Here is a 25,736-nt window from a genome sequence, read left to right as displayed (position 1 = left end):
CGCTCAGTCGTCGGACTCGTTTTTGACGATCGCGAACCAGAAGTCCTCGACCTCCTGAACGAACGCGATGAACTCCTCGGTCTCGACGGGCTTGCGGATGTACTCGTCGGCCTCGATGTCGTGGGACCGGACGATCTCCTCGCCCGTCTCCGAACTCGTGAGCACGATGACGCGGGTCTCGTCCAGCGGCGGCTCGTTTTTCAGTTCGGAGAGCACCGCCATCCCGCTGGTTCCCGGGAGCTGGGGCTCGAGCAGGATCAGGTCCGGTCGCGGCGCGTCCGCGTACTCGCCGCGCTGGTGGAGAAAGTCGAGCGCCTCCTCGCCGTCCGTGACGGCGTGGACGGCGTTCATGAGTTTCGCGTCTCGAAAGTTTTCTTCGAAGAGGCGGGTGTCGCCGGGGTTGGGTTCGACCAACAGAATATCAATCCGCTCCCCCAGATCGGTCTCGTCCGCCTCGTCTGCTGACGCCATACCTGAGCATGCGGCTGCAAGGGTAAAATTGCAACTCTCAGGCAGTCCGTACGGTTCACTATTCCTGCCTGTCGCGAACTACTCCGTCACCGGCTGCGCGACGGCTGTTCGAGGAGATCGGTCGGCGGCCAACTGTCCAGCTCGTCGGCGGCCTCGAGGAGCTGGTCGACGCACTCGTCGTCGGTCAGCGCGACCGCTTCGTCATCCCAGTCGATATCGATCAGATTCCGCGCCTGCAGGTGCGGGAAGTGAGCGTGGACGAGCCGGACGTGCGCGCGCTCGATCATCCCGTCGTCGATCTTGCCGGATGAGAGGCGGTGTCGCCGAGCGGCCACCTGCCGCGAGATATCGTCGATATCGGCCGCCCCGTCGTGTTCGAGTAGCTCGTGGAGCACGAGCTGACGGTCGGCGCTCGCGAGCACGCGGAATGCCTCTGTTTGTTCCATAACGGTTCCTACCTCGAGCAAGCGGACCGACCCGGAAAGCACCTCTTCCTAAAGCAATTGGTACTTGCGTGTCCTGTGGCTACCGTTAGGGTACTGCGATTATCCGGGCTCGAGATCGGGGGAAACAACGGTTACATCGTCGTGGAGAACGCGAATCTGGATCGCACCGCCGATAGCGGCGTCTTTGGCTCGCTCCTCTACAGGGCCAGTCCTTCATTTCGATCAACCACTATCTCGTCCACGAGTCGCTGTACGACGACTACGTGGAGGTGCTCCCCGATCGGACCGCCTCGCTGCCGACTGGCGATCCGACAGCCGACGACACGATTATCGGCTCGATTATCGACGAGGGCGCGACCTCGAGACGCGCGGCGACACGACGACCTCGTCGTCGAACCGACGTGCTCTTGAACGCCGGCAACGCCATGGACGCGGCGGCAAACAAACACTTCGGGCCCATCGCGCCCATCACATCCTACTCGAGCGATACAGTAGCGTTCGAACTGGCAAACGAGACGCGATCTACGGCTTCTCAGGCTCGGTCCACAGTAAGGACAGAGCGCAGGCCTGTCGGATCGAGGGCAGGATCGACACCGGCATGATCCACATTACCGATCAGCCGATCGACGACGAACCCCACGTCCCCTTCAGCGGGATGAAACAGATTGCAGTGAATCGCACTGAGGAGAGTTCAGCGTAATATGACGCCCATTTTCCAAAGATTGGTCAGCCCTCATAGGTTTCAATATCAAAGTGGGGTGCGCCGATAAGCCAGTCAATGCCGATCAAAGCGAGTGAGAGGCATCCCAGTCCAACGGTGGCGAGAGAGAAGACGCTACTGAATTCGGATGGGTCTGCCAGAATTGACGAAATAGCATATGCAACGAACCAGAAACCGAACATATCGTTAGATAGGCCGACAAATTGGTACCACTCGAAATTTCCCCTCGAGACGCCGAGACCCCCCAGAACAGATAGGATACCGGAAAGCGGGACAAGAACAAAACCTGCAGTAACAATAGCATTCTTCGTCGGAACTGTCCCAAGTGCTACAATGATGCTTACTGGAACAATGAGAAATCCTGCGCCGAGAACAGCGAACCAACGCCGATTCATATCCAAACGAAAAATGGCCTTAGTAATAAATTCATTTATATAAATCTTTAAATTATAGAATAATTAATTTTGCGTCTTAAACATACGGAACATGATGAGAACATTATCGGCGCAGAGAACGCAGCTAGCTGCTGTAGCACTGCAAGAGCCGACAAGACAGACTGCACAAGCGACGGCACCAATTCCGCTGACACCGGAAGCACAGAATCCGTAGCACTTGTAGCAGCCTAATGAGGCAGTGGCTACACATGAGCTACACGTCTTTACACAATCACTCAAGTTCCATTGTCCAGCAGTCGTGACGCCTTCTGTAGTAGCGCCACCTTTTCCGACTTGGTTCACTTTACCGTTCGTTATTTGATCTAGGTCAAGTGTCTCTGTTACCGCTTTTGGAGTAGTCGGCCTGGAAGCAGTCAAACCGTCGAACCGCCAGCCGGCTGAATTTGATATTTTGAATTTGAGATTCCCTCATCACCGTCATTGTCTCCGACAATAACTTGGATTCCAGGTGCCTTGTCGAACGTCCAGGCAAAGATCAAGTCAGTATTTGCACCGACTGCTTCAGCGATTGCAGTCCTTTCTTTCTCGGTCACTGCTCGAAAGAGAGCGTCCCCACCCTTACCAGCGACGTAGCTGACAGTAGAATTCGTGGGGATATCTCGATACTCATCTGGCAGATCTTGACGGCTGCGCCAATATATACCATTTTCAGAGGAGTCCGAACCATCCGACAACAGTAGTGTGGCTTCTGTAGCTCCGTCGCTTCGTTCAATAACAACAGCTCTAGAGACGCTTCATAGTCTTATCCTAAATTTAGTTTCAGTTCTTCAAATTAGATTATTAGACAGACCTTGGGCGGTACAACGACGAGAGGATGACCGATCAGCCCTATGGCCAGTTATTTGGCGACGTGCTCAACGAGGACAAGGTGCCAATTATCGCAAATACCGGCGGATAACACCGTGCAATCGTCGACCGCACCACGAACCATTGGCCGTGTTTGTATTAGTCCTGACCTCATTTTACCATCCGTCCCTTCTATGCTCGGATTCGGCACAGATATCATTCGTTCGGGAGACGGGTCAGGTCGTGGTCGAAGGTTCTCGCTCACTTCGTTCACAGGACTGTGTCTTTCGTGATTCCATTCCATCAACACAGTCACTGTTCACAATGTATTCGAAGAGACAGGAAAGGGTAGGGATTTGAACCACGGTTAGACGTTCCCGCTCACCCTGTTCGCGAGACTGTGACCTCTCTGATTCAAATTTCCGTGTCTCGCAGACACGACTCTCAAGGGCATTCGGGTCGGCATGCGAGGGTTGGGATTTGAACCCAAGGACCCCTACGGGAGCGGGTCTTAAGCCCACCGCCGTTGGCCTGCTTGGCTACCCTCGCACAGAAGGCACTCGTCCGTTGTCCCGGGGCCGGGATGTGCGTTTCGGTGTGCGGCCGTAAGCGACCTCGACCCTACAAGATGAGGTCCCGGTAGAGAACCGGTTTGTCAATAAATAGAACTACATTTCTCGTTCTGCTATTACGCCTACAATGAGTGATTTTAAGGGCGAAAATAGCGATCGTATTACAGTCGGTCTTCAATTGGGAATCGGGGTTCTCCTCCTCGGATATGGGATCGCTCGATCGCTGGGTATTGCCACATACAAGGTCCCTTGGTACGGTTATGTGATCATAGGGGCGTGTCTGTTCATCTGGGGAGTGGCGAAATCGACCTCCTCATAACGGATCTTCTCGCGCTGTGTGCCCGTCCTCATTGCGATCGTCGATGATACCCTTGAGTGAAAGTTTGCAAGTGGAGCGAGCGCTCGCGAGCGAAACGAAGCAAACGGTCCCGGTATGAGAAGCCAACCGCTGTTGGCCTGCTTGGCTACCCTCGAACAGAAGGGTCTGGTGAGCAGAACAATACGAGAGACAAGAGCGGTCCCAGTGGAGAATAGCGGATCAGGATGAGAGAATTAGACTCTTTACCTTCGGTTGGCGAGCGATTACTGTCCCGATAAGAGCCCCAAGGAGAACGCCAACGAGCACCAATCCATATGCAAGATACGCTAGCAGCATTTCGGAGAACGCGAGAGACAGTACCACCATCCAGAAAACGTAGGCGAGAACGCCACCAATAGCGAGCTCAGAAAGACGAATACTACTCGCTATCGTTATCCCGAAACCGAGTACGCCAGTTACGGCCAAGACCAAGAGCGTAATCTGGTAGTCGCCTAGCGATTCAGGAACGAGTGGAAGCCACATGTTCTGCCCCAGAACTCCCTCCATCGGCCAAATCACATATCCAACGACGGAAAGTGCTACTCCGCTTGCAACGATTCGTTTTGTTCTGTCTTCCATATTTCCGATACTCACTTATTTTATTCCTATCGCGTGATAAAAGAGCCGGAGTGCTGGGTGTGTTCTAACGGGACGCATATAGAGCCGTCTTTTCGACCCTCGAGTGAAAGTTTGCAAATGGAGCGAGCGCTTCCGAGCGAAACGCAGCAAACGAGTCCGACGTGAGATGTCCACCGCTGTTGGCCTGCTCGCCGCCCCTCGCCGCGAATCGCTACCAGTCGACGCTCAGCGTCCCGTCGCCGTGGGGATCGGGCGAGATTTCCTCGTCGGTTCGCCGATCGACGACGTGAATGCAGCCCTCGTCCTTCTTGGCCGGGCAGATCTCCGCCGCGCGGATGTTGTGCTCGAGGTCCTCCTCGCCGAAGAAGTACTCGTTCGGTTGGGCCATCCCGGAGGCGAGAGACATCTCCCAGTTGTCGCTGACCTCGGCGCACTTGCCCGCGCCGAAGCATTTGTTGGCCTCGAAGACGATCTTGTAGGGCTTCTCCTCGACCGGCGGGGCGTCCGACGAGCCGACGTCGCTCGCGCGCTGAATGCCGTCGTCGCTCATTAGCTAGGCGTTAGTCCGTGCGACCTTTCGCGTTACGGTTACCCCGACCGGAACGCGACGGGTCCGCGAAGCGATTCGAACGCCGCGGAGCCGGCCGGTCGGTCAGACCGCGTAGCCTTCGTTTCGCAGCGCGAGCGCGACCGTGCTCTCGAACCGCTCCCGCACGTCGTCGTCGAACGTCTCGACGCGCTCGTCGGTCGCCGCCAGTTCGAGCCGGCGTTCGTCGCGGTCGGTATCGTCGACGGGTCGGTACGTCTGAGTGAACTTTCGACCGTCGTTTCCGTACACGGTCACGGTGACGGACTCCCCGTTCGACTCGTCTCCCGGTCCGCTGACCGTCGCCCGCTCGAACCCGCTGAGGTTCGTGCTGAACCCGCCGATTGCGAGCTTTTGCTCGAGTTCCTCGCGGTCCCACTCGCGTCGCTCGTCCGTCTCCCGATCCGTTCCGATGACCGTCTCCGGTCCGATCGTCTCTATCCGCCATTTCCGCAGCGATTCGGACGCGAGTTCCTCCGCCGACCGCGATCGGATGTCGCCTTCTTGAACCGTATCGCCCTCCTCGACGCGGACGTAGCGGGCGTTCGCCGCGGGGACGTCGACGAAGATCTCACCGGGTTCCGTGCTCACTAGCGTCTCCGCCCCCTCGATGGTACGCGAGACGAGTGATCTGCCGTTGTCGTTTTTCATGGGTGGTACTCACACACAGTGTTCGAATCAGGCGTATCTAAGGGTGCTGCTGGCACTGTCCGCCTGAACGCGTTTCGAACAGGTCCGTCACGGGCGATCGGCGCGTTTCGGTAGCTGAGACGGACGCGGGCTACCGTTCCGCTGACTGCGCCGGTTCGGGAAGTCGGTCGTAGGTCACGCCGGTCAACTCGCTCGAGACGTCCCACAGCCGGCGGGCCGTCTCCTCGTCGTAGGAGCGGTCCGAGGAGGCCTGGCGCTCGGGCGTGCCGCGCATGTTCTTGAACCCGCCGGGGCCGTAGTACGCGCCGCCCTCGGCCTCGAGCGCCGTCGCGGCGTACAGCGTCGGCAGCGCGCCCATCTCGGCCGATTGGGCGAGGACGGTGTTCATCACCTTCATCGCCGCCTTTCGGACCCGGCTGCCGCTCTGTTCCGGGCCGCGGAACTGCAAGCGCGTGTTCGCGTAGCCCGGGTGGACCACGTTGCTCTTCGCGTTCGCGTCCGTCGTCAGCAGCCGGCGCTCGAGTTCGTAGGCGAACAGCACGTTGGCCAGTTTCGACTGAGCGTAGGCGTCCCACTTATTATAGGACGCCTCGCCCTGGAGGTCGTCGAAGTCGATCGCGCCGCTCTCGTGGACGCCGCTCGAGACGGTGACGATCCGCGAGTCGTTCGCCTCGTCCAGCCACAGGTTCTCGAGCAGCAGTCCCGTCAGCGCGAAGTGCCCGAGGTGGTTGACGCCGAACTGGGTCTCGAAACCGTCCTCGGTCTCCGAGCGCGGGATCGCCATGACGCCGGCGTTGTTGATCAACACGTCGAGGTCCTCGCCGTCGAGGCGGTCGGCAAACGATCGGATCGACTCGAGGTCCGCGAGGTCGCACTCCTCGACGCGGAGGTCGGCATCAGGGACGTCCGAGCGGATATCGCTGACGGCCTCCGCACCCCGCGCCGCGCTCCGGCAGGCCATGATTACCGTCGCGCCGTTGCGTGCGAGTTCGCGCGTCGCCTCGAGACCGATACCGCTGTTGGCGCCCGTGATGACGACCGTTCGACCCTGCTGATTGGGGATGTCGGCGGCAGTCCAGCTCATGGGCTCGCTACGAGACATTGCGGGTAAACGAGTCGGGTACCCCTCGCGTTCGCCGGCTTCTGTCGTGGCGACTACGGGTCGCGGGAGGCGGGAAGGGTGACGGAAAACGTCGAGCCCTCGCCCGGCTCCGACTCGACCCAGATCTCGCCGTCGTGGCGCTCGACGATCCGCTCGCAAAGGGCCAGCCCGATGCCCGTGCCGTCGTACTCGCCGCGACTGTGGAGTCGGTCGAAGATGGTGAACACGCGCTCTTGGTCCTCGGAGGCGATGCCGATCCCCTCGTCCGCGACCGAGATCACCCACTTGTCCCCCCGGCGCTCGGCGCCGACGTGAATCCGCGGCGGCTCGTCGCCGCTGTAGGTGAGCGCGTTCGACAACAGGTTCTGGAACACCTGCCGCAACTGGCTGGCGTCGCCCTCGACGCAGGGGAGATCCTCAACGGTGAGCTCGGCGTCCGTCTCCTCGATCCGGAACTGGAGATCCTCGCGGACGTCGTCGACGATATCGTCGAGATCCATCGGCTCGAACGGGTCGCCCCGCGTCTCGACGCGGGAGTACTCGAGCAGGCCGTCGATCATCTCGCGCATCCGATCGGCGCCGTCGACGGCGAACTCGAGGAACTCCTTGCCGTCCTCGTCGAACGCGTCGCCGTAGCGGTTTTCGAGCAGCATGAGGTAGCTCGTCACCATCCGGAGCGGTTCCTGGAGGTCGTGGGAGGCCGCGTAGGCGAACCGCTCTAAGCGCTCGTTGGACTCCTCGAGTTTGCGCTGGTACTCCTTGCGTTCGGTGACGTCCTGAACCATGACCATGCCCGCGAAGATCTCGTCGTCGTCGTTTCGAAGGGGGATCGTGTGGGCCCAGACGTCCCGTCCACGGGCTCGGAACTCGAACGTGTTTGCCTCGCCGTCGAAGACGGCCCGGAAGTACGGTTCGATCTCGTCGACGAGGTCGTCCGGATACCGCTCGTAGAGCGTCGCGCCGGCGACCTCGTCCTCCGAAATCCCCAGATCGTCGAACGCCTCGCCGCCGACGACGATGTACTCAAGGTTCTCGTCGTACAGTCCCACCGCGCCGCCGGGGAAGTTCTCGACGAGCGTCCGGTACCGGCGTTCGGACTCCTCGAGCCGGCGTTCCCGTTCCTTTCGATCGCTGATGTCCCGGACGATGCTGACGCGGTGCCACGTGCTGTCGTCCTCGGGCAGCATCGCGAAGGTCCCTTCGGCGGGGAGCCGATCGCCGTCGGCCGTTCGAACCTCGGATTCGATCGTCGGCCGCTCGGCGTCGTCGGCCGTCAGCTCCTCGACCCGTTCGGTGACGTCGTCGTCGACTATTTGCGACGCGTCGGTTCCGACGAGTTCGTCCGGCTCATAGCCGAGCATCGACGCATACGTCTCGTTGACCATTGTGAAGCGCCCGTCTTCGTCGACGACGTAGACGCCGTCGTTGACCGTCTCGACGATGGTCTCGTATCGCTCGAGGTGTTTCTCGCGCTCGAGCCGATCGGTGATGTCGCGTCCGATTCCGGCCAGCACTGTGTTCCCCCAGGGGTCCTCGAGTCGCGAGGCGTTGAACTCGAAGGGGACGGTGTCGCCGTCGTCGGTCTGAACCGTCAGTTCCACGTTGAACGAGCCCGTCTCGAATCCCTCCTGAAGGGCTCCGAGGGCGTCCTCCCGGTCGTCGTCCGTAAACAGATCCGTCGGTTCCATCGCGGCAATCTCCTCGTCCGAGTAGCCGGTTACGTCGGTCACGCTCCGGTTCCACCGCTGTAGCGAGCCGTCCTCGCCGACGATGTAGAACACGTCGTCGATGGCGTCGAGGATCTCGTCGATGTACTCTTTGTACTGCTCGAGGCTGCGCTCGCGCTCGCGGAGTTTCCGCTCGCGCTCCTTTCGCTCGGTGATCTCCTGGACCATGACCATCCCGCCAAAGATCTCGTCGTCGTCGTCCGTGACGGGAACCGTGTACGCCATCCAGTCCCGGTCGTGGAACTCCATCTCGAACGAACTGGTCTCCCCATCGAGCGCGGCTCTGAACTTTGGTTCGAGGCGCTCCGCCAGCTCCGTCGGATACCGCTCCCAGAGCGTCTGTCCGATGATCTCGTTCGCGGAGGCGCTGATCTCGTCGAAGGCCCCGCCGCCGGCGATCTGATACTTAAGGTCCTCGTCGAACAGCCCGACCCCGCCGTTGGGGAAGCGGTCGACCAGCGTCCGGTAGCGCTGCTCGGACTCCTCGAGGCGGCGCTGGGACTCCCGGCGTTCGGTGATGTCCGTGATGGTGACGACGCCGCGAGTCACTTCGCCGCGCTCGTTTCGGACCGGCATGCCCTCGGTGCGGACGATGCGGCGCTCGCCATCGTCGGCTTCGATCTCGTAGATGTCGGGATCGGTCACTTCCTCGCCCTCGAGGACGCGCGCGAGCGTCATCTCCTCCGGCGAGATGCGCTCGCCTGAATCGGCGTCCCACACCGGATACCGGTCGTACTCCGCGACGGAGTCGGTGTCGAACACGTCGCCGCCCCAGATCTCCCGTGCGGTGTCGTTGGCCTGGCGGATCCGACCGTCGGCGTCGGCGACGACGACACCGACGGGGAGGACGTCGAACAGCGTCTCGAGTTGCTCGTTGGTCCGCTCGAGCTGTAACTCGGCGCGCTTGCGTTCCGTGATGTCGGTGAGCGCACCGGGGAATGTGACCGGTTTCCCATCCTCGTCGCACTCGACGTGGCCGCGTGCGACGACCCATCGGATCTCGCCGTCGGCGTTCCGAACGCGATACTCCGCCTCGTATTCGTCGCCCGATTCGACGGCCGCCTCGATTTCGGCCACGACGCGGTCGCGGTCGTCCTCGTGGATCGACGAGATGAAGCGGTCCAGCGATACCCCCTGGCGCGCCGCCTCGGGATCGATACCGAAGGTCTCGGCGAACGTGGCCCCGACGACCATCTCGTCCTCCGGAATGTCCCACTCCCACGTGCCGACCGCGCCCGCCTCGGTCGCGGCCTCGAGTTGCGCCGTCGTCTCCCGGAGGTACTGCTCGTGTCGCTTGCGCTCGGTGATGTCCTGGGCCATGGTCATGCCCGCGAAGACGTCGCCGCGCTCGTCCGTGATAGGGACCACTCGCAGGATCCACTCCCGATCGTTGTACTCGAATTCGATCGACTGCGCCTCGCCGTCCAGCGCGGCCTCGAACACCGGCTGCAGGGTGTCGGCGGCCTCATCGTCCCAGACCTCCCTGACGTGGCTGCCTTCGAAGTCCTCGGGATCGACGGGGATACGATCGAATCCCTGCCCGGCCGCCAGTTCGTACCGGAGATCGGGGTCGAACAGCGTCACGAGTCCGTTCGGGAAGTACTCCATGAGCGTCCGATAGCGCTGCTCGGACTCCTCGAGTCGGCGTTCGCGCTCCTTGCGCTCGGTGATATCCTGGGACATGCCGAGCGCGGCGAACACCTCGCCGTCGTCGTCCCGGACCGGCACGATCCGGAAGTCGTAGACGCGATCGTTCGCGCGCGACTCGAACGCGCGCGACTCGCCCTCGAGGGCGGCTTCGTAGCGCGGGACGAGTTCGTCGGCCAGCGACGGCGGAACGGCCTCGGCGACCGGTTCGCCCTCGATTTCATCGGCCGTGGCGTCGGCCGTGTCCGTCGGGCTTCCGCCGACGGTCCGGTAGGTCAGGTCCTCGTCGACGAGGGCGACGGCGCCGTTGGGGAAGTGGTCGACCAGCGTCCGGTAGCGCTGTTCGGACTCCTCGAGTTCTCGCTCGCGCTCCTTTCGCTCGGTCACGTCGCGGTCGGAGACGATCACCGAGACGACATCGCCCTCGTCGTCCGTGACCGGCCTGAAGGCGCCGTTCAGGGAGTACCGCTCTCCGTCGGGCCGGGTGAGATCGGCCTCGAAATTCACGTACTCGCCGCTGGCCGCCTGTTCGGTCCACCGCTTGACATCGTCCCGGACGTCGTCGCCCTCGCCCCACCACGGCGTCTCCCAGAACGGGACGCCGGTCACGTCCTCGAGGTCGGCGTCGATGTACTCCATCGCCGTCCCGTTGATGTCCCGTACCGTGCCGTCCGGATCGAGCAGCCCCACGAGGATGTTCGGATCCTCGAAGATCGCTTCGAACCGTCGCTCCGTCCGCTCGAGGTCACGTCGCGTGCGGGCGTGTTCGACCGCCGAGCCGAGGACGTCCGCGATGCGCTCGAGGAAGTCGATATCGGCCTCCGAAAGGGCGTGGCTCTCGGTCGCGTACGCGCCGAGGACGCCCCACGGCTGCTCGTCCGGCCCGATACGGACGGCGGCGCCGCTGGCGACGTTGCGATCGGCGAACTGTTCCGGGATGGAAAATCGCGACTCGGTATCAAGATCGTCGGTGACGACCGGCTCGGCAGCGTGAGCCGCGTATCCCGTCCACGAGGACCGGTCCGCGGACACGGTGGTCGATCCGAGTCGGTCGGTCGGCCAGCCGGCGCCGGCCCGCAACACGGCCGCCGTTCGATCGCGTTGGCGTTCGAAGACGGCGCAGTACTCGACATTGAGCGTCTCCGCGATAGCGAGCGACGCATCGGCCAGTACCTCGTCGAGATCCCCCGTCTCGAGGGCCTGTTGGCTGAGGTCGGCGACGACCTCCTGCCGGCGAATCTGCGCGAGGTGATCCGCGTCGGTAGACGACGATCCCATTCACCGGTATACAGTGGCGGAGGCGGTAAAACGTCTTTGTCCGGTGGTTCTCGGCTCGCCCGTCGTTTGAGGGGCCGGCGACGGAACCCGAATGGCCGTCGTCGTCAGTGGCGGCCCCGAAGTCCGGTGGTTACTCGTAGTCGACGGAAACCGACTCGAGGACGACGTCTTCCTGGGGCTGATCGTTAGCGTCGGTGTTGACCGAACCGATCTCGTGGACGACGTCCATGCCGTCGATTACTTTGCCGAAGACCGAGTGGCGGTCGTCGAGGTGGGGCTGGGCGTCGAGCGTGATGAAGAACTGCGAGCCGTTGGTGTTCGGCCCTGAGTTTGCCATCGAGAGGATGCCCTCGTCGTCGTGGCGCAGTTCGTCGTGGAACTCGTCGTCGAACTGGTAGCCGGGGCCACCGCGACCGGTCTCGGTCGGGTCGCCGCCCTGAATCATGAAGTCCTCGATGACGCGGTGGAAGGCGACGTCGTCGTAGAGGGGTTCGCCCTCGACCTCCTCGCCCGTCTCGGGGTCTTCCCAGGTCTTGCCGCCGGTCGCGAGACCGACGAAGTTGTCGACGGTCCGCGGCGCGCGCTCGTCGTAGAGTTCGACTTCGATATCGCCACGGTTCGTGTGCAGGGTGGCAGTAACGTCTCCCATGTCCAGCGAGACGGCGGGACTACGGAAAACGGTAGTGGTCTGCGTTGCTCCACCCCCTCACTGCGAGTCTTCGCTGTCGAAAGCCCGATTACATCGCTCGAGCAGCCGACCGATCCCGTGATGCCGTCGGTGGGTCACAGTGAACGTCTCAGCCAGCAGTCTTCTTTCACTGCAATCTTTTGTTTGTCGATTGTAAGTACGATACATGTCAGACCTGTCGGTTGACGATAATATTCTCACTGTTGGCTCTACTGAGATCGCCTTCGACTACGAAATCGGGGACGTTATTGAATTTGACAGCGTAATCGTCGTTCGACTTGTTATCCCACCAGAAGAGACTCACAATCGAAACGTAGTGGGAATCGACAAGACAGGAACTAAACGGTGGACGATTCCTGAAAGCCTACACAGTTCCGCCGAAGATAACCCGTATCTGAGTCTCCGTGTGCGTGACGGCGAGCTATGGACGGGAAACTGGCGGGGATGGACATACCGGGTTGATCTCGAGACTGGAGCGCTTCGTGAATACGAATTCACGAAGTAGGTGTCCTCTGGAGTTAGCACACCGCTCTTGACAGTTCCCGCGAATGGCGGCGGCTACTGGGGTAACTGCTTCTTCTGTACTGACCAGTCCAAAGACACCATCTCGAGCGACGTCGGCGAAAGGCGGCCGCAGCTACATACCGCCGGAGGTGGAACGGCCGGCCATGAGCCAGTCCACTGGGACCCACACGGTCGAGGAGGTGACGCTCGCGAGGATGCCCTCCGGCGTCGAACTGACGACGACGGCCCACACGTATCGTGGCGCCGAAGACGGACCGACACTGTACGTCCAGGCCGCCCAGCACGGCCGCGAGATCAACGGGACCGAGACGCTCCGGCGGTTCCACGAGCGACTGCCACTTGAGGAGCTGTCGGGAACGATCGTCGCCGTCCCCGTCGCGAACCCGGTGACCTTCGATCTGGTCTCCTACATCACGCCCGAGGAGTTCGACAGCGTCAACCCGAACATGAACCGGATCTGGCCGGGCGACGAGGACGGGAGCCTCCACCAGCAGATGGCCGCGCGGCTCTGGACGGAGGTGAGCCGCGCCGACGCCATCGTCGACCTCCATACGGGGAGCCCGGACATGTACCCCCACGTTGTCTACCGGGAGGGCGACGAACGCTCGCGCGCGCTCGCCGAAGCCTTCGGGACCGACCTGCTGCTGTCCGAGCAGGCCGACGACGAGGCCCCCGAGGAGTGGCACCGCCGGGGGTTCGCCGGGAAACTCCGCGTCGCCGCCGCCGAGAAGGGGATTCCCTCGGTCACGCCCGAACTCGCCCACAACAAGCAGATCCTCGAGGACGCCGTCGAGGAGGGCGTCGAGGGACTGCTCGGCGTCTGCCGGTATATGGGGTTGCTCCCCGGCGACGTTCCGGAGCGAAACCAGACGGTCGCGCGCAACCATCTCGGACAGGTCACCGCCGACGGCTCCGGCCTCTTCCGCCCGGAGCCGGGGCTCGAGGTCGGACAGGCTATCACCGAAGGGACACCGCTCGGGACCGTCTACGATCCGCGGACGTACGAACCGCACCACGAGGCGGTCGCGGACCGCGACGGGATTCTCTACGCGCTCACCCGAGAGGCGACCGTGACCGCGGGCGACCAGCTCGCGAGCGTCGCGCTGGTCCGCGAGGAGTGATCGGTTAGCAGAGTCCGCGGAATGACCGTTCAGCGGAGCCCCAGCAGCGAGATTCCGGCGGTCGACCCGCCGACGAGGACGACCGTCCAGACCGCGAGGCCGACTGCGAGCCAACCGACGGTCAGTCGCGTGTTCTCCCCGACGACCACCGCCAACAGCGCCGTGAGGTGGATTCCGGCGAGTATCGGACCGGCGAACGAGAGCCCGACGATCCCGTAGCGCTTCCAGAGCCGCCGCGCGCGACCGTACCGATCGCTCGAGTCGAGGTCGCCGCCGCCTCGGCGGCGGGTCCACCACGCCGTGAGTCGTTCGTGGGCGATCACGATGGCGCCAACCGCAGTGGCGCTGCCGGCGAAGGCGGCGACGCCGGTGGCGGCCGGATCGAAGCCGAGTCCGATCGCGACCGGGATGACGACGAACGGTTCGATCGCCGGAATCATCGCGAGGGCGAACACGAGGAGGTATCGGCCGACGCCGGTGGCTTCCTCGAGCGCGTGTCCGACGTCGACGAGTGCTGGAGCGAGTGTCATGGGGACCGCGTCCGACGGGCGGACATGTTACTAGAGAAATGTTATCGCGGTGGAAAAAGCCGTTTCGGTTCGGTACGATTGGTGATCCGAAAGCGTCTCTCAGGCCGAATAGCCGCCGTCGACGACCAGTCCGTGGCCGGTGACGAACGAGGCCTCGTCGCTGGCGAGGAACAGGATCGCGTCGGCGATCTCCCCGGGTTCGCCGAGTCGCTTGAGCGGGTATTCCTCGACCATCGCCTCCCGGGCCTGCTCCGGATCGCCCTGCTGGTCCAGATAGTCGTCGAGTAGTTGGGTCTCCGTGAAGCCGGGGCAGACGGCGTTGGCGCGGACGCCGTAGGGGCCGGCCTCCGCCGCGACGGTCCGGGTCAGATTCAACACGGCGGCCTTGGTCGTCGCGTAGGCGGCCTGATGCGGGAGTCCGAGGACGCTCGCCAGCGAGCCGACGTTGACGATCGCGCCCTGGCCCTGTTCTTTCATGTGGGGCAAGGCCGCGGAGCAGCCGTTCCAGACCCCGTTGATGTTGATGTCGACCACGAAGTCCCGAACCTCTTCGTCGACGTCCTCGAGCGGACCGCCGGGATGGCCGGTGCCGGCGTTGTTGATCATCACGTCGAGCCCGTAGTCCTCGGCGACGGTGTCGACGACGTCGTGGAACCGATCGCTGTCGGTGACGTCGAGTTCGGCGAACTCGGCCTCGCCGCCGGCCTCGGCGATCAGGTCGGAGGTCTCCTCGCCACCCTCGACGTCGACGTCAGTGACGATGACCCGCGCGCCTTCGTCGGCGCATCGCAGCGCCGTCTCCCGACCGATCCCCGCGCCCGCACCCGTGATAACGACGGTTTTGTCTTCGAGTCGCATACTCGCGGAATCGGACGCTGGGGGTATAAATTTGTTCATTATTTTAGCAGATTAGAGACCCAGTGTTCGATAGAATGTGCCGAGATTAGAACAGTGGTAATTGCAGAGTATGGGCATCGAACAGTCGGTGGCGTCGCTGATGGAAACGAGACTCGAGGAAATCGGCGCTTCGTTCGCGGACGAGCGCGTCTCTGACAGCCGACGCAGTGACGACCGCGCGCTCGTCAGTCGCAAAATCGACGACGCGTCTCAGAACGCCCGCAGGTCCTCGAGCACCGCTTCGGCGCTGCCGTCGGCGATCACGTCGCGGGCCTGCTCGAGGCCGTCCTCGAGGCTGTCGACGTCCTCGCGGGCGTACATCCGGAACGCGCCGTTGAGGGCGATGGCATCGGCGAAGTGGTCGTCGCGCTCGCCGGCAAGGACCGCCTCGGTGATCGTCGCGGAGTCAGCGGTAACGTCGTCGACCTCGAGGTCTTCGTTTTCCATCTCCATGCCGTACTCGGCGGTCTCGATCTCGTAGTCCTCGAGCTCCGCACCGTCGTTCCACTCAGCTACTTTGGTGTAGCCGGGGCGGATGTCGTCGTACCCCTCCATTCCCTGGAAGAAGATGGCTCGCGAGTAGTCGAGGTGGTCGCTCTCCCGGATGAGATCGGTCAGCTTCTTCGCGAACGCGAGGTGGTAGAACGAGCCGAGGTGAACGTCGGCGTTCGCGGGGTTGCCGACGGTTTCGATCGTGTTGACGAACGTCCGGACGCCCATCTGGTCGCGCCGGTCGTAGAGGTCGTGGACGCCGGGATTGAACGCGGGCTGGTAGTAGAAGCCGAACCCGGTCTCGTCGACCATGTTGGCGCTTTCTTCGGGCTCGAGGTCGGTCCGGATCCCGAGTTCGTCGAGGACGTGTTTGTACGCTGTCGCCTTCTGGGTCGGGACGCGGTCGCCGGAGTGAACGACGACCGGCGTGCCCGCGGCGGCGGCCACGAGGCCGGCGCCGACGCCGAGGACGGCCGAACTGTGTTTGCCGTCGTAGTTCGCGCCGCAGTCGACCGGATCGGCCTCGGGTTCGGCGGTGACGACCGACTCCTCGCGCATGACGTCGGTGTAGCCGGCCAGCTCCTCGGGGTTGTTGCGCTTCCAGCGGTTGGCCAGCCAGAACGCGCCCAGCGTCGTCGCGTCGGGTTCGCCGGCCAGAATCCGCTGGAACGCCTCGCGGGCTTGCTCGCGACTCATGTCGTCGGCGGACTTGGGACCGGAGCCGACGACGTCCGTCATCAGGCGTTTCAGCGGCCATTCACCGAACTCCTGGGATGCCTGTGCCATGTGCGTTCGTTCGGACGGGCCCCGCAAAAGGGTCCCGTTTCCGGTAGTGCTCCCCCGCGAAATCGTCTCGATTTCAAGCTGTCTCGGACCGTCGAGGGCGGGTCTGACGCGGGATCGACGGTCCGCGGCCGTCAGGCGATCACAGTTCGATCGCCATCATCACCTCGTCGATGTACTCATCCTCGAGTTTGTAGTGGTCCTCCCGGACGGCCTCGACGACCCACCCTCGGCCCTCGAAGAACTCGATGGCCGCCTCGTTGGTCGAGGGGACGCTCTGATAGACCTTCTCGTGGCCCTGCGAGCGCACCCACTCGAGGGCGCGATCGAGCAGTTCGTTCCCGATCCCCATCCCGCGATACTCCTCTAAGACGCCGACCGTGAGTTCGGCAGTGTGAGAAAGCTTCTCTAAGTTGGGGACGTGCAGGTGGGCCCAGCCGACGACCTCGTCGTCGACGGTCGCGACGAAGAACATCCGCGATTCGAACTCGTTGTGCCGAAGCAGGACGTTCTCGTGGTCGAGTTCGTCGGCGACGGTCTCGGCCTCGATATAGGTCATCCCCTCGACGAGCCGTCGCATCGCGCCGACGATGCCCGAGAGGTCCTCCTGTCTGGCGGGCCGAATCGTGACGTCGACGTCCTCGGTCGAGAACTCCTCGCGCTCGTCATCGACGTCGATGGCGATACGCAACGTTCCGTCGTCGTCCTCCTCGAGATACCCGTCTCGTTTCAGGATCGCGACGTTGTGGCGGAACGCTCGCGTATACTGGGGATCACCCGGCGGATCCTCAGGGAAGAGCGCCTCTCTGGCCCGGTCTCGATCGACCGCGCCGTGGGTCTCGACGTACGCGTAGATCTGTTCTCGCTCGTCGCCTTCGATCGCGATCGGTTCGGTGAGTGCCATGGATAATGATAACGTCCACCACTGCTATAACCGTTTCAATAGTCCCACAGGAGAGACAGTCATCTTCGCGAATACGAGGGCTGATTCCCGCCGGCCGCAGGGACCCGAAAGCAATACGGTGCCGTTCTCCCTAGGGACAGCAATGAGCACCCTCTCGGGGGACTGGCGCGAGGGGATCGACGACGTCGACGCAGCGATCATCGACGGCTACCAGAGCGGCGTCCCCGTCGAGGAGCGGCCCTTCCGGTCTATCGGCGCCGCGCTGGGTATCGCCGAGGACGAGACGCTCGAACGCGTGACGCGCCTTCACGAATCGGGGATCGCCCGGCGGTTCGGCGCCGTTCTCAACCCGCCGGTAATCGGCTCGTCGACCCTCGCCGCCGTGCAGGCGCCCGCGGATCGGTTCGACGAGATCGCGGCCGTCATCAACGAGTACCGGCAGGTCAACCACAACTACGCCCGCGACCACGAGTGGAACATGTGGTTCGTCGTCACCGCCGGCTCGCGGGCCCGACGCGACGAGATCCTCGCGGAGATCGAGGCGCGTACGGGCTGTCCCGTGCTCAACCTGCCGATGCTGACCGACTACTACATCGACCTCGAGTTCCCCGTCGTCAACGGCGATCGCTTCGCGCGAGAATCGCTCGAGGAGCGACTGGACTCCTCCGCGACGCGGATCAGCGAGGAAGCGACGGGCGACCTCTCCGCGCTCGAGGCCGAACTGCTGCTCGCGATCCAGGACGGGTTCCCGCTGTCGGCGACGCCGTACCGCGACATCGCCGCCGAGATCGGATACGCCGTCGAAGACGTGCTCGAGGGCGTCGAACGGCTCGTCTCGACGGGCTGTATCAAGCGGATCGGCTGCGTGATCAACCACGTCATCACGGGGTTCAACGCGAACTGCATGGTCGTCTGGGACGTTCCGGACGACCGACTCGACGAGTGGGGCGAACGCGCAGGCGGGCTGCCGTACGTCACGCTCTGCTATCACCGACCCCGTCGGCCCGAGTGGGAGTGGCCGTACAACCTGTTCACGATGATCCACGGCCGCGATTCGGACGCCGTCGACGCGAAGGTCGACGAACTGGCCGCGGAGTACCTCCCCGTCGAGCACGAGCGCCTCTACTCGACCGAGACGCTGAAGCAGACCGGCGCGCGCTACGAGGATCTGGTCGGACGGTGACCGAACGAAGACGGTTTTCGTGATTCGAGGTGCCGTCAATCGTCTAGCTTCGCATGGAAGAGTTCCTCAACGGTACAGTCGAAACACCGGGCGAACTTGAACGCTAACGTCAGCGACGGATCGTACTTCGAGTTTTCGATCGCGTAAATCGTCTAGCGACTCACGCCGACTTCGTCGGCCAGTTCCTGCTGGGTGAGGCCGTGTTCCTCGCGCCGTTCCCGGAGTTCGTTGTCCATCGCTCGGTCGAGTATCGGGCTCGAACGTCAAATACGCTGACGAATCTCGGTCGCACCGAGGACGAACAAGACCGTGACGATGCCGACGGCGGCGAAACCGTCGATCTCCCGCGGAACGGTGGCGTCGCTTACCGCATACCAGCCGTAGAGTCCAACCATCGATCAACGGAGGACGACACCGACGACGGCCAGCGCGGGATCGAGGTCCCGGACGTCGCGCTCGTCGACGACGCCGCCCGTACCGCGGCGCGTCCGCCCGTAGTAACCGACGTTGAAGCGAACGATCAGTATCATCGGAGATACGAGGAGGTCCCCGACTCTCGACTCAGTGCGCCGAATGGATTCGCTGATCCGACGATCGAAGCCGGACGGAATATTTGGGGTCAACAAGTTGGAACGAGTCTGGAACTCGTCGCCGAAGACAGGATTGTCTGCGAGTCGCTCCCGCTCGTCGAGCGGCTGAAACGGTCCCTGAGGCAACGCTGGAAGCCGAGACTGGCCCCGATCGGGTCCGTCACCTGCCCGTTATGACCACCGTGATTCGCGACTCGCTCGAACGAGTCGAACAAACCTTCGACTTCGACATTCGGGGCGGGGTACTCGCTGATCAACTGAACGGACGAGCGACAGTCGTCGCGTCCGAACGCGGTCGTCTCATCGGAAACGTCCTATCGAGAGATCGACGATGTCCGGCCGTTATGCCTTCACAGCCGGAGTATCGATCGAAATCAGCCGATATCTCCACGGCGAGAAACAGTGCTCGTCACCACTCCGAAACTCGACACCCCGGCTGTCGAATGAAATACGATAGCGAGGCGAACAGCCGTTCGAGCGTGACCGCCGAATCCACGGGCGACCAGTCGCCGAATGACCTGACTCGTAGCCGAGTCTCGGTCATGGACTATTACCCCGGGTGTCGAGTGAAATCAGTGCGAGACTACCACCCCAGGTGTCGAATGAAATCGGTCACGGACTGCCACCCCATGTGTCGAGTGAAACCGGTCGTGGACTACGACCCCATATGTCGAGTGAAATCAGTGCGGTACCACCACCCCAGGTGTCGAGTGAAACGAGGGCGATTTCGCAGTGGAACGGATTTCTATCACACACTTAGGAATCTGACACCCCGAGTGTCGAGTGAAATCGATTTCGAGATTCTGGGTATCGCGTCTCCGTCGGACTCAGGGCTCGAGTCTCGAGTGTGCGTAAAACCCACTACCCCAGGCGTCGAGTGAAATTATCGGAAGTAGTCACCCCAGGTGTCGAATGAAATGCAATCCCATGATTCGAGAAGTCGAGCTCGCGGAGAAGTCACTACCCGAAGTGTCGAGTGTAATCAGTAACCCGAAGTGTCGAGTGTAATCAGTAACCCCAGGTGTCGAGTGTAATAACCCTATATCTCGAGCTAGAGACGCTATCATCGGAATTTTCGAATTCTCCCACCCCAGGTGTCGAGTGAAATGTGGTATCGAGACACGTTCGTTGAACAGCGGTCCGCGCGGACCGACTTGCCGCACACCCCACGTGTCGAGTGAAATCAGGTCCCGAGAGTCGAGCGGTGAGTACACGGAGAGTCGAACGTCGAGTATACGGCGGACTCGAGACCCCAGGTGTCGAGTGAATTCCGATCGGACACCTACTTCTATTGCTGCTCGAGTTTCTATTGCTGCTCGAGTTCGGAGAAGCGATCGTCGTTGTGGATAACGGCCTGAACGACGGACGGATCCTCCAGCAGGTAGTAATAATTAGTCACACCGCTACTGTATCCGCGGCCGACTCGTTCGGTCCGTCCGAGAATGTCGAGGAACACCTGCTCGTCGAGTTTATCACTCATTCGGCGCTGCGAGAGCGTCTCGATCCCGAGGGCGCTGTCCGAGGTGATGGACTTGTACATCTCGTATACTTCGCGGGTCGCAAACTCCTCTCGATCACTGTGTCGGTCCGCGAGTATCGACAACGCGTACACGGACGCCTTGATCTGTGTCGGCTGTCCCTCGAGGAGTTGCGAGAAGCGATCGATATCGGCCTTCTCTCGAGCGTTTCGGACGTGGATCTCGGTCACCTCGTCGGTGTCTTCGTCCTTCGCCAGTTCGCCGGCGTTTCGGAGAATGTCCAACGCCTTTCTCGCATCGCCGTGTTCCTGTGCGGCGAAGGCGGCGGAAAGCGGGATGACGTCGTCTGAGAGGACGCCCTCTCTGAAGGCGTCCTCCCGGTTGTACATGATTTCGCGGAGCTGGTTCGCGTCGTACGGCGGGAAGACGAATTCCCGGTCCTGGAGACTGCTGAGAATCCGTTCGTCGAGCGATTCCTTGAAGGAGATCTTGTTACTGATCGCGATGATCCCTACCTTACAGGCGTCCAACTTCCCGGCTTCCCCCGCTCGCGACAGCTGCATGAGAATCTCGTTGTCCTGGAGCTTGTCGATCTCGTCGAGGATGATAATCGCGACGTCGTAGAGCTGATCCAGGATCGACCAGAAGCGTTCGTAGTAGACGTCGGTCGAGAGTCCGGTGACGGGGATACTAATGCCGGTCTCTTCGGGATCGTTCAGTTCCTGTGCTAGATTGATCACGACGCGAGTCTCGGTCTTCGTCTGGGTGCAATCGATGTACGCTCGCCCCATCTCGGTCCCGTTTTCGACCGAATACTGTTGGGCGCTCCTGGTGACGTGTTTCGCGACGAGCGACTTTCCTGTCCCCGTTTTCCCGTAGATAAGCGTGTTTCGCGGCGATTGGCCCTTCACTGCGGGATGAATGCTCGAGGCGACGTTCTGAATTTCGCTGTCCCGGCCGATGATCCGGTCCTCGTTCGGAACGAGGTCGATATCGAGAAGTTCCTTGCGGCTAAAGATCGGGTCCTCCGTCGCCCAGAAATCCTCCAGAGATCCATTTTCGTGACCGGAGCCGTCGTCCATACACACCACCTATCGAGGACGGTCACATATAGACTAGTGATTGGAAGCCACCGAGTGTCGGATGTAGGTGTCGGAAATCAGCGGCGAAGGGGATTCTATCGAAGATCTGTGTCGGATGGTGGTTGTCCTCACGTCGAATGAAACCGGAACACGTGAAACGGCGAAACTCACCCCTTGTTCCAGCCATCGGACGAGAGGAGTATCGAACGGAGTCGCGAAGGGCGTTCGAGGACGAATTCGGTGTAACGGAGGACCGTACTCGAGTAGGCCCACACCCCAGGTGTCGAATGTAGATCGCCGAAAACGACCGGTAAATGATCTAAAGAAGGGTGTTAGAAATAGAGGAGGCAGTATAGATTGCTAAATCAGGGCGTAACGAGCGAGATATTTCGGTGAGAAGTAAGATCGAACGGTTCGTCCGTTCGAACAGTAGTTCGACCGTTAGATAGTCCAGTACGGATCTGGTTTTCATTGATTCCACATAAAACTTTTTATTCTAATATACTATATTTGCCACCACGAGGATCTTGGCACCACCGTCTATTCACACTCTGTCCAGATACGGACTCTAGCGCTCGCTTTCGCGCATCTACACTCGACACCTGGGGTGTGGGAGTATCATCAAGAATGGGATAGGAATGAGGATAGTGAAAGAGGAATGCGGGAGGACAAGAATAGAGAGAACGGGAGTAAGGAAGGGGAGTGGAGGGAGAGATGAAGGGTAACAGAAAACTGGCGTGTCGTTACTCGAGCGCTTCGGCGACGAGTTCGATCGGCGTCGGCGGGTTCTCGTCGGCGCCGGGTCGATGCTCGAGTTGCGTGCGACACGACGCCCCGGGGGCGACGACACGGTCGCCCTTGCTCGCGTCGACCTGTTCGTACAGGATTTCGCCGATTCCGTCGCTCATCGAGGCGTGTTCGGCCTCGTAGCCGAACGAGCCGGCCATCCCGCAGCAGCCGGAATCGAGCGGGTCGGCGGCGTAGCCCGCCCGGCGCAGGACGCCGACCGCGTGGTGGTCCTTGGCGACGGCCTTCTGGTGGCAGTGGCCGTGGTAGATCAACGACTCGTCGGCCCCGTCGGAATCGAACGCGATCGTCTCGTCCAGCCGGAACGAATCGATGTACTCGCAGACGCCGTAGGTCGCGGCCGCGACCCGCTCGGCGCGCTCGTCGGAGAGCAGATCGAGGTAATCCAGCTGGAACATGACCGCGTCGGAGGGTTCGATGACGACGACGTCACGTCCCTCCTCCACGAGCGGCGCGAGCTTCGAGACGTTCTCGCGCGCCGTTTCGCGGGCCTTCTCGAGGAAGCCCTTCGAGAACGCCGGCCGACCCGTATCTCCCAGTTCGTCGGGAACCGCCACGTGGACGTTCGCAGCCTCGAGGACGCGGACGGCGGCTTTCCCCGCTTCGGGATGGCTGTAGTTGGTGTACGTGTCGGGATAGAGGACGACGCTCCGATCGGCGTCCTGCTCGCTGATCCGCGCGCCGCCGCGCCAGTCGAACCAGTCCCGAAACGTCGTCGCGCGGAACGTCGGCAGCGGGCGATCGGACGCGATGCCGACGGTCGCCTCGAGGGCTTTCCTGGCGCCCGGCAGTTTCGGTAGGGCGTTCGAGAGCGGTGCGAGTTGGGAGCCCCACTTCGAGAGGGTGGCGACGTTGGCGAAGAGCCGATCCCGCAGCGTCGCGCCGTTGCGCTGGTGGTACTCGTGGGTGACTTCGGCCTTGAGCTTCGCCATGTCGACCTCGCTCGGGCAGTCGATGGCACAGCCCTTGCAGCCGATACAGAGCCCCATCACTTCCTCGACGAACTCATCGGAGAAGGCCTCCTCTGGCTCTAGGTTGCCGCTCATGGCCTGCCGGAGCGCGTTCGCCCGGCCACGGGTGGCGGTGATCTCCTCGCGACTCGCCCGGTAGGTCGGACACATCACGCCGCCGGTGGTCTCCTGTTCGCCCCGACAGCCGCCGCAGCCGTGACAGAGCTCGACCATTCCCTGTATACCATTGTCGTTCTCCCACTCGAGGGCGGGCTCGAAGCCGGCCTCGAACTCGTAGTCGGGGTTGAACCGCAGGTGCTCGCGCAGGTCGGTCGGATCGTCGTCGCGGAAGACGACCTGGCCCGGATTCAGGAGCCAGTTGGGATCGAAGGCGGTCTTGAGGTCCTGGAATGTCTGCCAGAGTTCGTCGCCGTAGAGTTTGTGATTCCACTGGGTGCGAGCGCGACCGTCGCCGTGCTCGCCCGAGACCGATCCCCCTAACTCGACGACGAGATCGGTCACGTCGTCGGCGATCCCGTGTAACTGCTCGAGGCCGACCTCGGTCTTCGTGTTCACGAGCGGCCGCACGTGGAGCACGCCCGGCCCCGCGTGGGCGTAGAAGCTGGCGTAGGTGTCGTGCGCCTCGAGGATCGCCTCGAACTCCTCGACGAAGGTCGGCAAGTTCTCGGGCGGAATCGCGGTGTCCTCGATGAAGGAGATGTGCTTCTCGTCGGTCGTCCGCGAGAGCAAGATCGGGAGCCCGGACTTGCGGAGCTTCCAGAGCTGGGCGCGTTCCTCTTTTTCGTAGGCCTCGAGGGCCTCGAGGGCGAGCGTCTCCGCGTTGGAACGCGGAGCGTCCGAAGCCGGCTCGCCGGCGGGCGTCGCCGACGGCAGGCGATCGGCAAGCAGGCCCGCGACCTGCTCCTTGCCGTGGTCGGCGTCCTCGGCGTAGAACTCGACCAGCAACACGGCGTTGGTCCCCTCGGGGAGCATTTCGGTGACCGGCCCGAACTCCGCGGTGTCGCGCGCGAGGTCGATCAGAACGTCGTCGAGCACCTCGACCGCGGCGGGGTCGTGTGCGAGGATCGGTTCGACGTCTTGCATCGCCTCGTGGAGGTCCGGATAGCACAGGAGGGTGACGGCCTTCGTCTCGGGGACGGACTCGAGCGAGACGGTCGCTTCGGTGACGATCGCCAGCGTCCCCTCGCTGCCGGCCAGCAGCCGCGCGAGGTTGACGGTGCCGGGCTCGCCGGTGTCCTCGCCGCCCGGCAGTTCGCTCCCGCGAGCCTCCGCAACGAGTCGATCGAGATTGTATCCGGAGACGTTGCGCTTCAGGTCGGGATACGTCTCCTCGATCAGATCGGCCTCCTCGTCGAGGATCCGACCGACTTCCGCGTAAATGCGCTCCTCGAGATCGCCCTCGGGGTCGGCGCGGTCGGCGACCTCATCGAGGGTGACCTCGCCGAAGGTCGTCACGGTGCCGTCGGCGAGAACCGCCTCGACTTCCTCAAGGTACGCGTCGGTTTTCCCGTACTTCAGCGAGTGCGAGCCCGTCGAGTTGTTGCCGATCGCGCCGCCGATGGCGCTCTTGTCGCCCCACGCGGGGTCGGGCGCGAACTTGAGGTCGTGGGGCGCGAGGGCCTCGTTCAGCGTCCCGAGAATCGTCCCGGGCTGGACCGTCGCCGTCCGCCCGTCGGGATCGATCTCGATGATGTCGTTCATGTGTCGCGTGAAGTCCAACACGACGGCACGATTGACCGTCTGGCCGGCGAGGCTGGTGCCGCCGCCCCGCGGGAGCACTGGAATCTCCCGTTCGGCGCAGTACTCGACGATCCCGACGACGTCGGCGGTCGACTCGGGGAAAGCGACAGCCATCGGCGTCACCTCGTAGGCGCTCGCGTCGGTCGCGTAGAGTTCTCGGGAGTAAGAGTCGCCGCGAACGTCACAGTCGACGAGTCGCTCGAGGTCGTCGACCAGTGCCGGCCGATCGACCTCGTCGCTTCGGTAGTCGTAGTTCGCACGTCCATCGGCGGCCGGGTCGGCGCTCGACTCCAGTGACATAGTTGACCATTGTCCGGCGGCGCTTAAGTGATCATCCCTCGGGAAAACCCCGCTCTCGAATGGTCCGTTCCGAAGCGTCCGAAATCAGCGGCGATATCTGCGGTAGTTAACTGTTTCAAAGCCAAAACGTTGGCCCGCGGTGTCGCCAGGAATACTTGATCCACGAGCAACTGACGCTGATTACGGTGATCATCGCATCGTCAACCCGTCGTTCGGCCGGTCACCGCCACCCAACCGTACGAGAGCGATGCGGTCTGAACGATGGC

21 protein-coding genes, 1 tRNA gene and 2 pseudogenes are annotated in these 25,736 nt (G+C 62.4%); 4 read left to right on the top strand and 20 right to left on the bottom strand.

Annotated elements, in window-relative coordinates:
• Nucleotides 1-3: 3 nt before the first annotated feature.
• Together EH209_RS08980 and EH209_RS08975 are read right to left on the bottom strand one after the other, a co-directional pair.
• Nucleotides 4-471, bottom strand: a complete 468-nt coding sequence (locus EH209_RS08980; RefSeq protein ID WP_126662589.1) for a response regulator — start codon at nucleotides 469-471, stop codon at nucleotides 4-6.
• Between the two features lie 86 nt (nucleotides 472-557).
• Nucleotides 558-917, bottom strand: a complete 360-nt coding sequence (locus tag EH209_RS08975; protein ID WP_126662588.1) for a DUF7344 domain-containing protein — start codon at nucleotides 915-917, stop codon at nucleotides 558-560.
• 99 nt (nucleotides 918-1,016) lie between these two features.
• On the opposite strand from EH209_RS08975, the pseudogene EH209_RS24605 reads away from it, so the two are divergent.
• Nucleotides 1,017-1,596: pseudogene (locus tag EH209_RS24605) on the top strand (aldehyde dehydrogenase family protein); the annotation flags it as partial.
• A gap of 47 nt (nucleotides 1,597-1,643) precedes the next feature.
• Here EH209_RS24605 and EH209_RS08965 read toward each other — a convergent pair.
• The 9 genes from EH209_RS08965 to EH209_RS08925 form a co-directional block, all read right to left on the bottom strand.
• Nucleotides 1,644-2,033 (bottom strand): hypothetical protein, encoded by a 390-nt coding sequence (locus EH209_RS08965; RefSeq protein WP_126662587.1) that lies wholly within the window; start codon nucleotides 2,031-2,033, stop codon nucleotides 1,644-1,646.
• Between the two features lie 413 nt (nucleotides 2,034-2,446).
• Nucleotides 2,447-2,626 (bottom strand): hypothetical protein, encoded by a 180-nt coding sequence (locus EH209_RS08960; protein WP_126662586.1) that lies wholly within the window; start codon nucleotides 2,624-2,626, stop codon nucleotides 2,447-2,449.
• Between the two features lie 718 nt (nucleotides 2,627-3,344).
• Nucleotides 3,345-3,428, bottom strand: a tRNA-Leu gene (locus tag EH209_RS08955).
• A 561-nt stretch (nucleotides 3,429-3,989) separates the two neighbouring features.
• Complete coding sequence (locus EH209_RS08950) at nucleotides 3,990-4,388, bottom strand: hypothetical protein (RefSeq protein ID WP_126662585.1); 399 nt, start codon at nucleotides 4,386-4,388, stop codon at nucleotides 3,990-3,992.
• A 211-nt stretch (nucleotides 4,389-4,599) separates the two neighbouring features.
• On the bottom strand, nucleotides 4,600-4,938 hold the full coding sequence (locus tag EH209_RS08945) for a ferredoxin (RefSeq protein WP_126662584.1): 339 nt from the start codon (nucleotides 4,936-4,938) through the stop codon (nucleotides 4,600-4,602).
• 102 nt (nucleotides 4,939-5,040) lie between these two features.
• On the bottom strand, nucleotides 5,041-5,625 hold the full coding sequence (locus tag EH209_RS08940; protein ID WP_126662583.1) for a hypothetical protein: 585 nt from the start codon (nucleotides 5,623-5,625) through the stop codon (nucleotides 5,041-5,043).
• Between the two features lie 130 nt (nucleotides 5,626-5,755).
• A complete protein-coding gene (locus tag EH209_RS08935; RefSeq protein ID WP_126662582.1) occupies nucleotides 5,756-6,709 on the bottom strand; it encodes an oxidoreductase in 954 nt (317 codons plus the stop codon).
• Nucleotides 6,710-6,780: 71 nt separating this feature from the next.
• Nucleotides 6,781-11,379, bottom strand: coding sequence for a PAS domain S-box protein (locus tag EH209_RS08930; RefSeq protein ID WP_126662581.1), 4,599 nt, complete (start codon nucleotides 11,377-11,379; stop codon nucleotides 6,781-6,783).
• A gap of 130 nt (nucleotides 11,380-11,509) precedes the next feature.
• Nucleotides 11,510-12,028, bottom strand: a complete 519-nt coding sequence (locus EH209_RS08925; protein ID WP_126662580.1) for a peptidylprolyl isomerase — start codon at nucleotides 12,026-12,028, stop codon at nucleotides 11,510-11,512.
• Nucleotides 12,029-12,233: 205 nt separating this feature from the next.
• Here EH209_RS08925 and EH209_RS08920 point away from each other — a divergent pair, with 205 nt between their 5' ends.
• Together EH209_RS08920 and EH209_RS08915 are read left to right on the top strand one after the other, a co-directional pair.
• Complete coding sequence (locus EH209_RS08920; protein WP_126662579.1) at nucleotides 12,234-12,572, top strand: hypothetical protein; 339 nt, start codon at nucleotides 12,234-12,236, stop codon at nucleotides 12,570-12,572.
• A 163-nt stretch (nucleotides 12,573-12,735) separates the two neighbouring features.
• Nucleotides 12,736-13,713 (top strand): succinylglutamate desuccinylase/aspartoacylase family protein, encoded by a 978-nt coding sequence (locus EH209_RS08915; RefSeq protein ID WP_126662578.1) that lies wholly within the window; start codon nucleotides 12,736-12,738, stop codon nucleotides 13,711-13,713.
• 29 nt (nucleotides 13,714-13,742) lie between these two features.
• Here EH209_RS08915 and EH209_RS08910 read toward each other — a convergent pair whose 3' ends face one another.
• The 4 genes from EH209_RS08910 to EH209_RS08895 all read right to left on the bottom strand — a co-directional run bounded on the left by EH209_RS08910 (nucleotide 13,743) and on the right by EH209_RS08895 (nucleotide 17,319).
• Nucleotides 13,743-14,243 (bottom strand): small multi-drug export protein, encoded by a 501-nt coding sequence (locus tag EH209_RS08910; RefSeq protein WP_126662577.1) that lies wholly within the window; start codon nucleotides 14,241-14,243, stop codon nucleotides 13,743-13,745.
• Nucleotides 14,244-14,342: 99 nt separating this feature from the next.
• Complete coding sequence (locus EH209_RS08905; protein WP_126662576.1) at nucleotides 14,343-15,101, bottom strand: SDR family NAD(P)-dependent oxidoreductase; 759 nt, start codon at nucleotides 15,099-15,101, stop codon at nucleotides 14,343-14,345.
• A gap of 249 nt (nucleotides 15,102-15,350) precedes the next feature.
• Nucleotides 15,351-16,418: an anthranilate phosphoribosyltransferase gene (locus tag EH209_RS08900; RefSeq protein WP_126662575.1), complete on the bottom strand. Its 1,068-nt coding sequence runs from the start codon at nucleotides 16,416-16,418 to the stop codon at nucleotides 15,351-15,353.
• 139 nt (nucleotides 16,419-16,557) lie between these two features.
• Nucleotides 16,558-17,319 (bottom strand): GNAT family N-acetyltransferase, encoded by a 762-nt coding sequence (locus tag EH209_RS08895; RefSeq protein ID WP_126662574.1) that lies wholly within the window; start codon nucleotides 17,317-17,319, stop codon nucleotides 16,558-16,560.
• A 142-nt stretch (nucleotides 17,320-17,461) separates the two neighbouring features.
• On the opposite strand from EH209_RS08895, the gene ahbB reads away from it, so the two are divergent.
• Nucleotides 17,462-18,502: a siroheme decarboxylase subunit beta gene (ahbB, locus tag EH209_RS08890; protein WP_126662573.1), complete on the top strand. Its 1,041-nt coding sequence runs from the start codon at nucleotides 17,462-17,464 to the stop codon at nucleotides 18,500-18,502.
• A gap of 35 nt (nucleotides 18,503-18,537) precedes the next feature.
• Here the strand turns inward: ahbB and EH209_RS24400 are convergent.
• From EH209_RS24400 to EH209_RS08875, 5 genes and pseudogenes are all read right to left on the bottom strand, one after another.
• Nucleotides 18,538-18,738: pseudogene (locus EH209_RS24400) on the bottom strand (helix-turn-helix transcriptional regulator).
• 27 nt (nucleotides 18,739-18,765) lie between these two features.
• Nucleotides 18,766-18,897, bottom strand: coding sequence for a hypothetical protein (locus EH209_RS24955; RefSeq protein ID WP_282957088.1), 132 nt, complete (start codon nucleotides 18,895-18,897; stop codon nucleotides 18,766-18,768).
• A gap of 3 nt (nucleotides 18,898-18,900) precedes the next feature.
• A complete protein-coding gene (locus EH209_RS24950) occupies nucleotides 18,901-19,032 on the bottom strand; it encodes a hypothetical protein (RefSeq protein WP_267878312.1) in 132 nt (43 codons plus the stop codon).
• A gap of 1,366 nt (nucleotides 19,033-20,398) precedes the next feature.
• On the bottom strand, nucleotides 20,399-21,652 hold the full coding sequence (locus EH209_RS08880) for a Cdc6/Cdc18 family protein (protein ID WP_126662572.1): 1,254 nt from the start codon (nucleotides 21,650-21,652) through the stop codon (nucleotides 20,399-20,401).
• A gap of 743 nt (nucleotides 21,653-22,395) precedes the next feature.
• Nucleotides 22,396-25,470 (bottom strand): FAD-binding and (Fe-S)-binding domain-containing protein, encoded by a 3,075-nt coding sequence (locus EH209_RS08875; RefSeq protein ID WP_126662571.1) that lies wholly within the window; start codon nucleotides 25,468-25,470, stop codon nucleotides 22,396-22,398.
• Nucleotides 25,471-25,736 lie beyond the last annotated feature (266 nt).

It is taken from the genome of Haloterrigena salifodinae (genome assembly GCF_003977755.1).
Taxonomy (GTDB): Archaea; Halobacteriota; Halobacteria; order Halobacteriales; family Natrialbaceae; genus Haloterrigena; species Haloterrigena salifodinae.
Note: the sequence above shows the minus strand (reverse complement) of the source record. Positions and strands in the feature narration are given on the sequence as shown.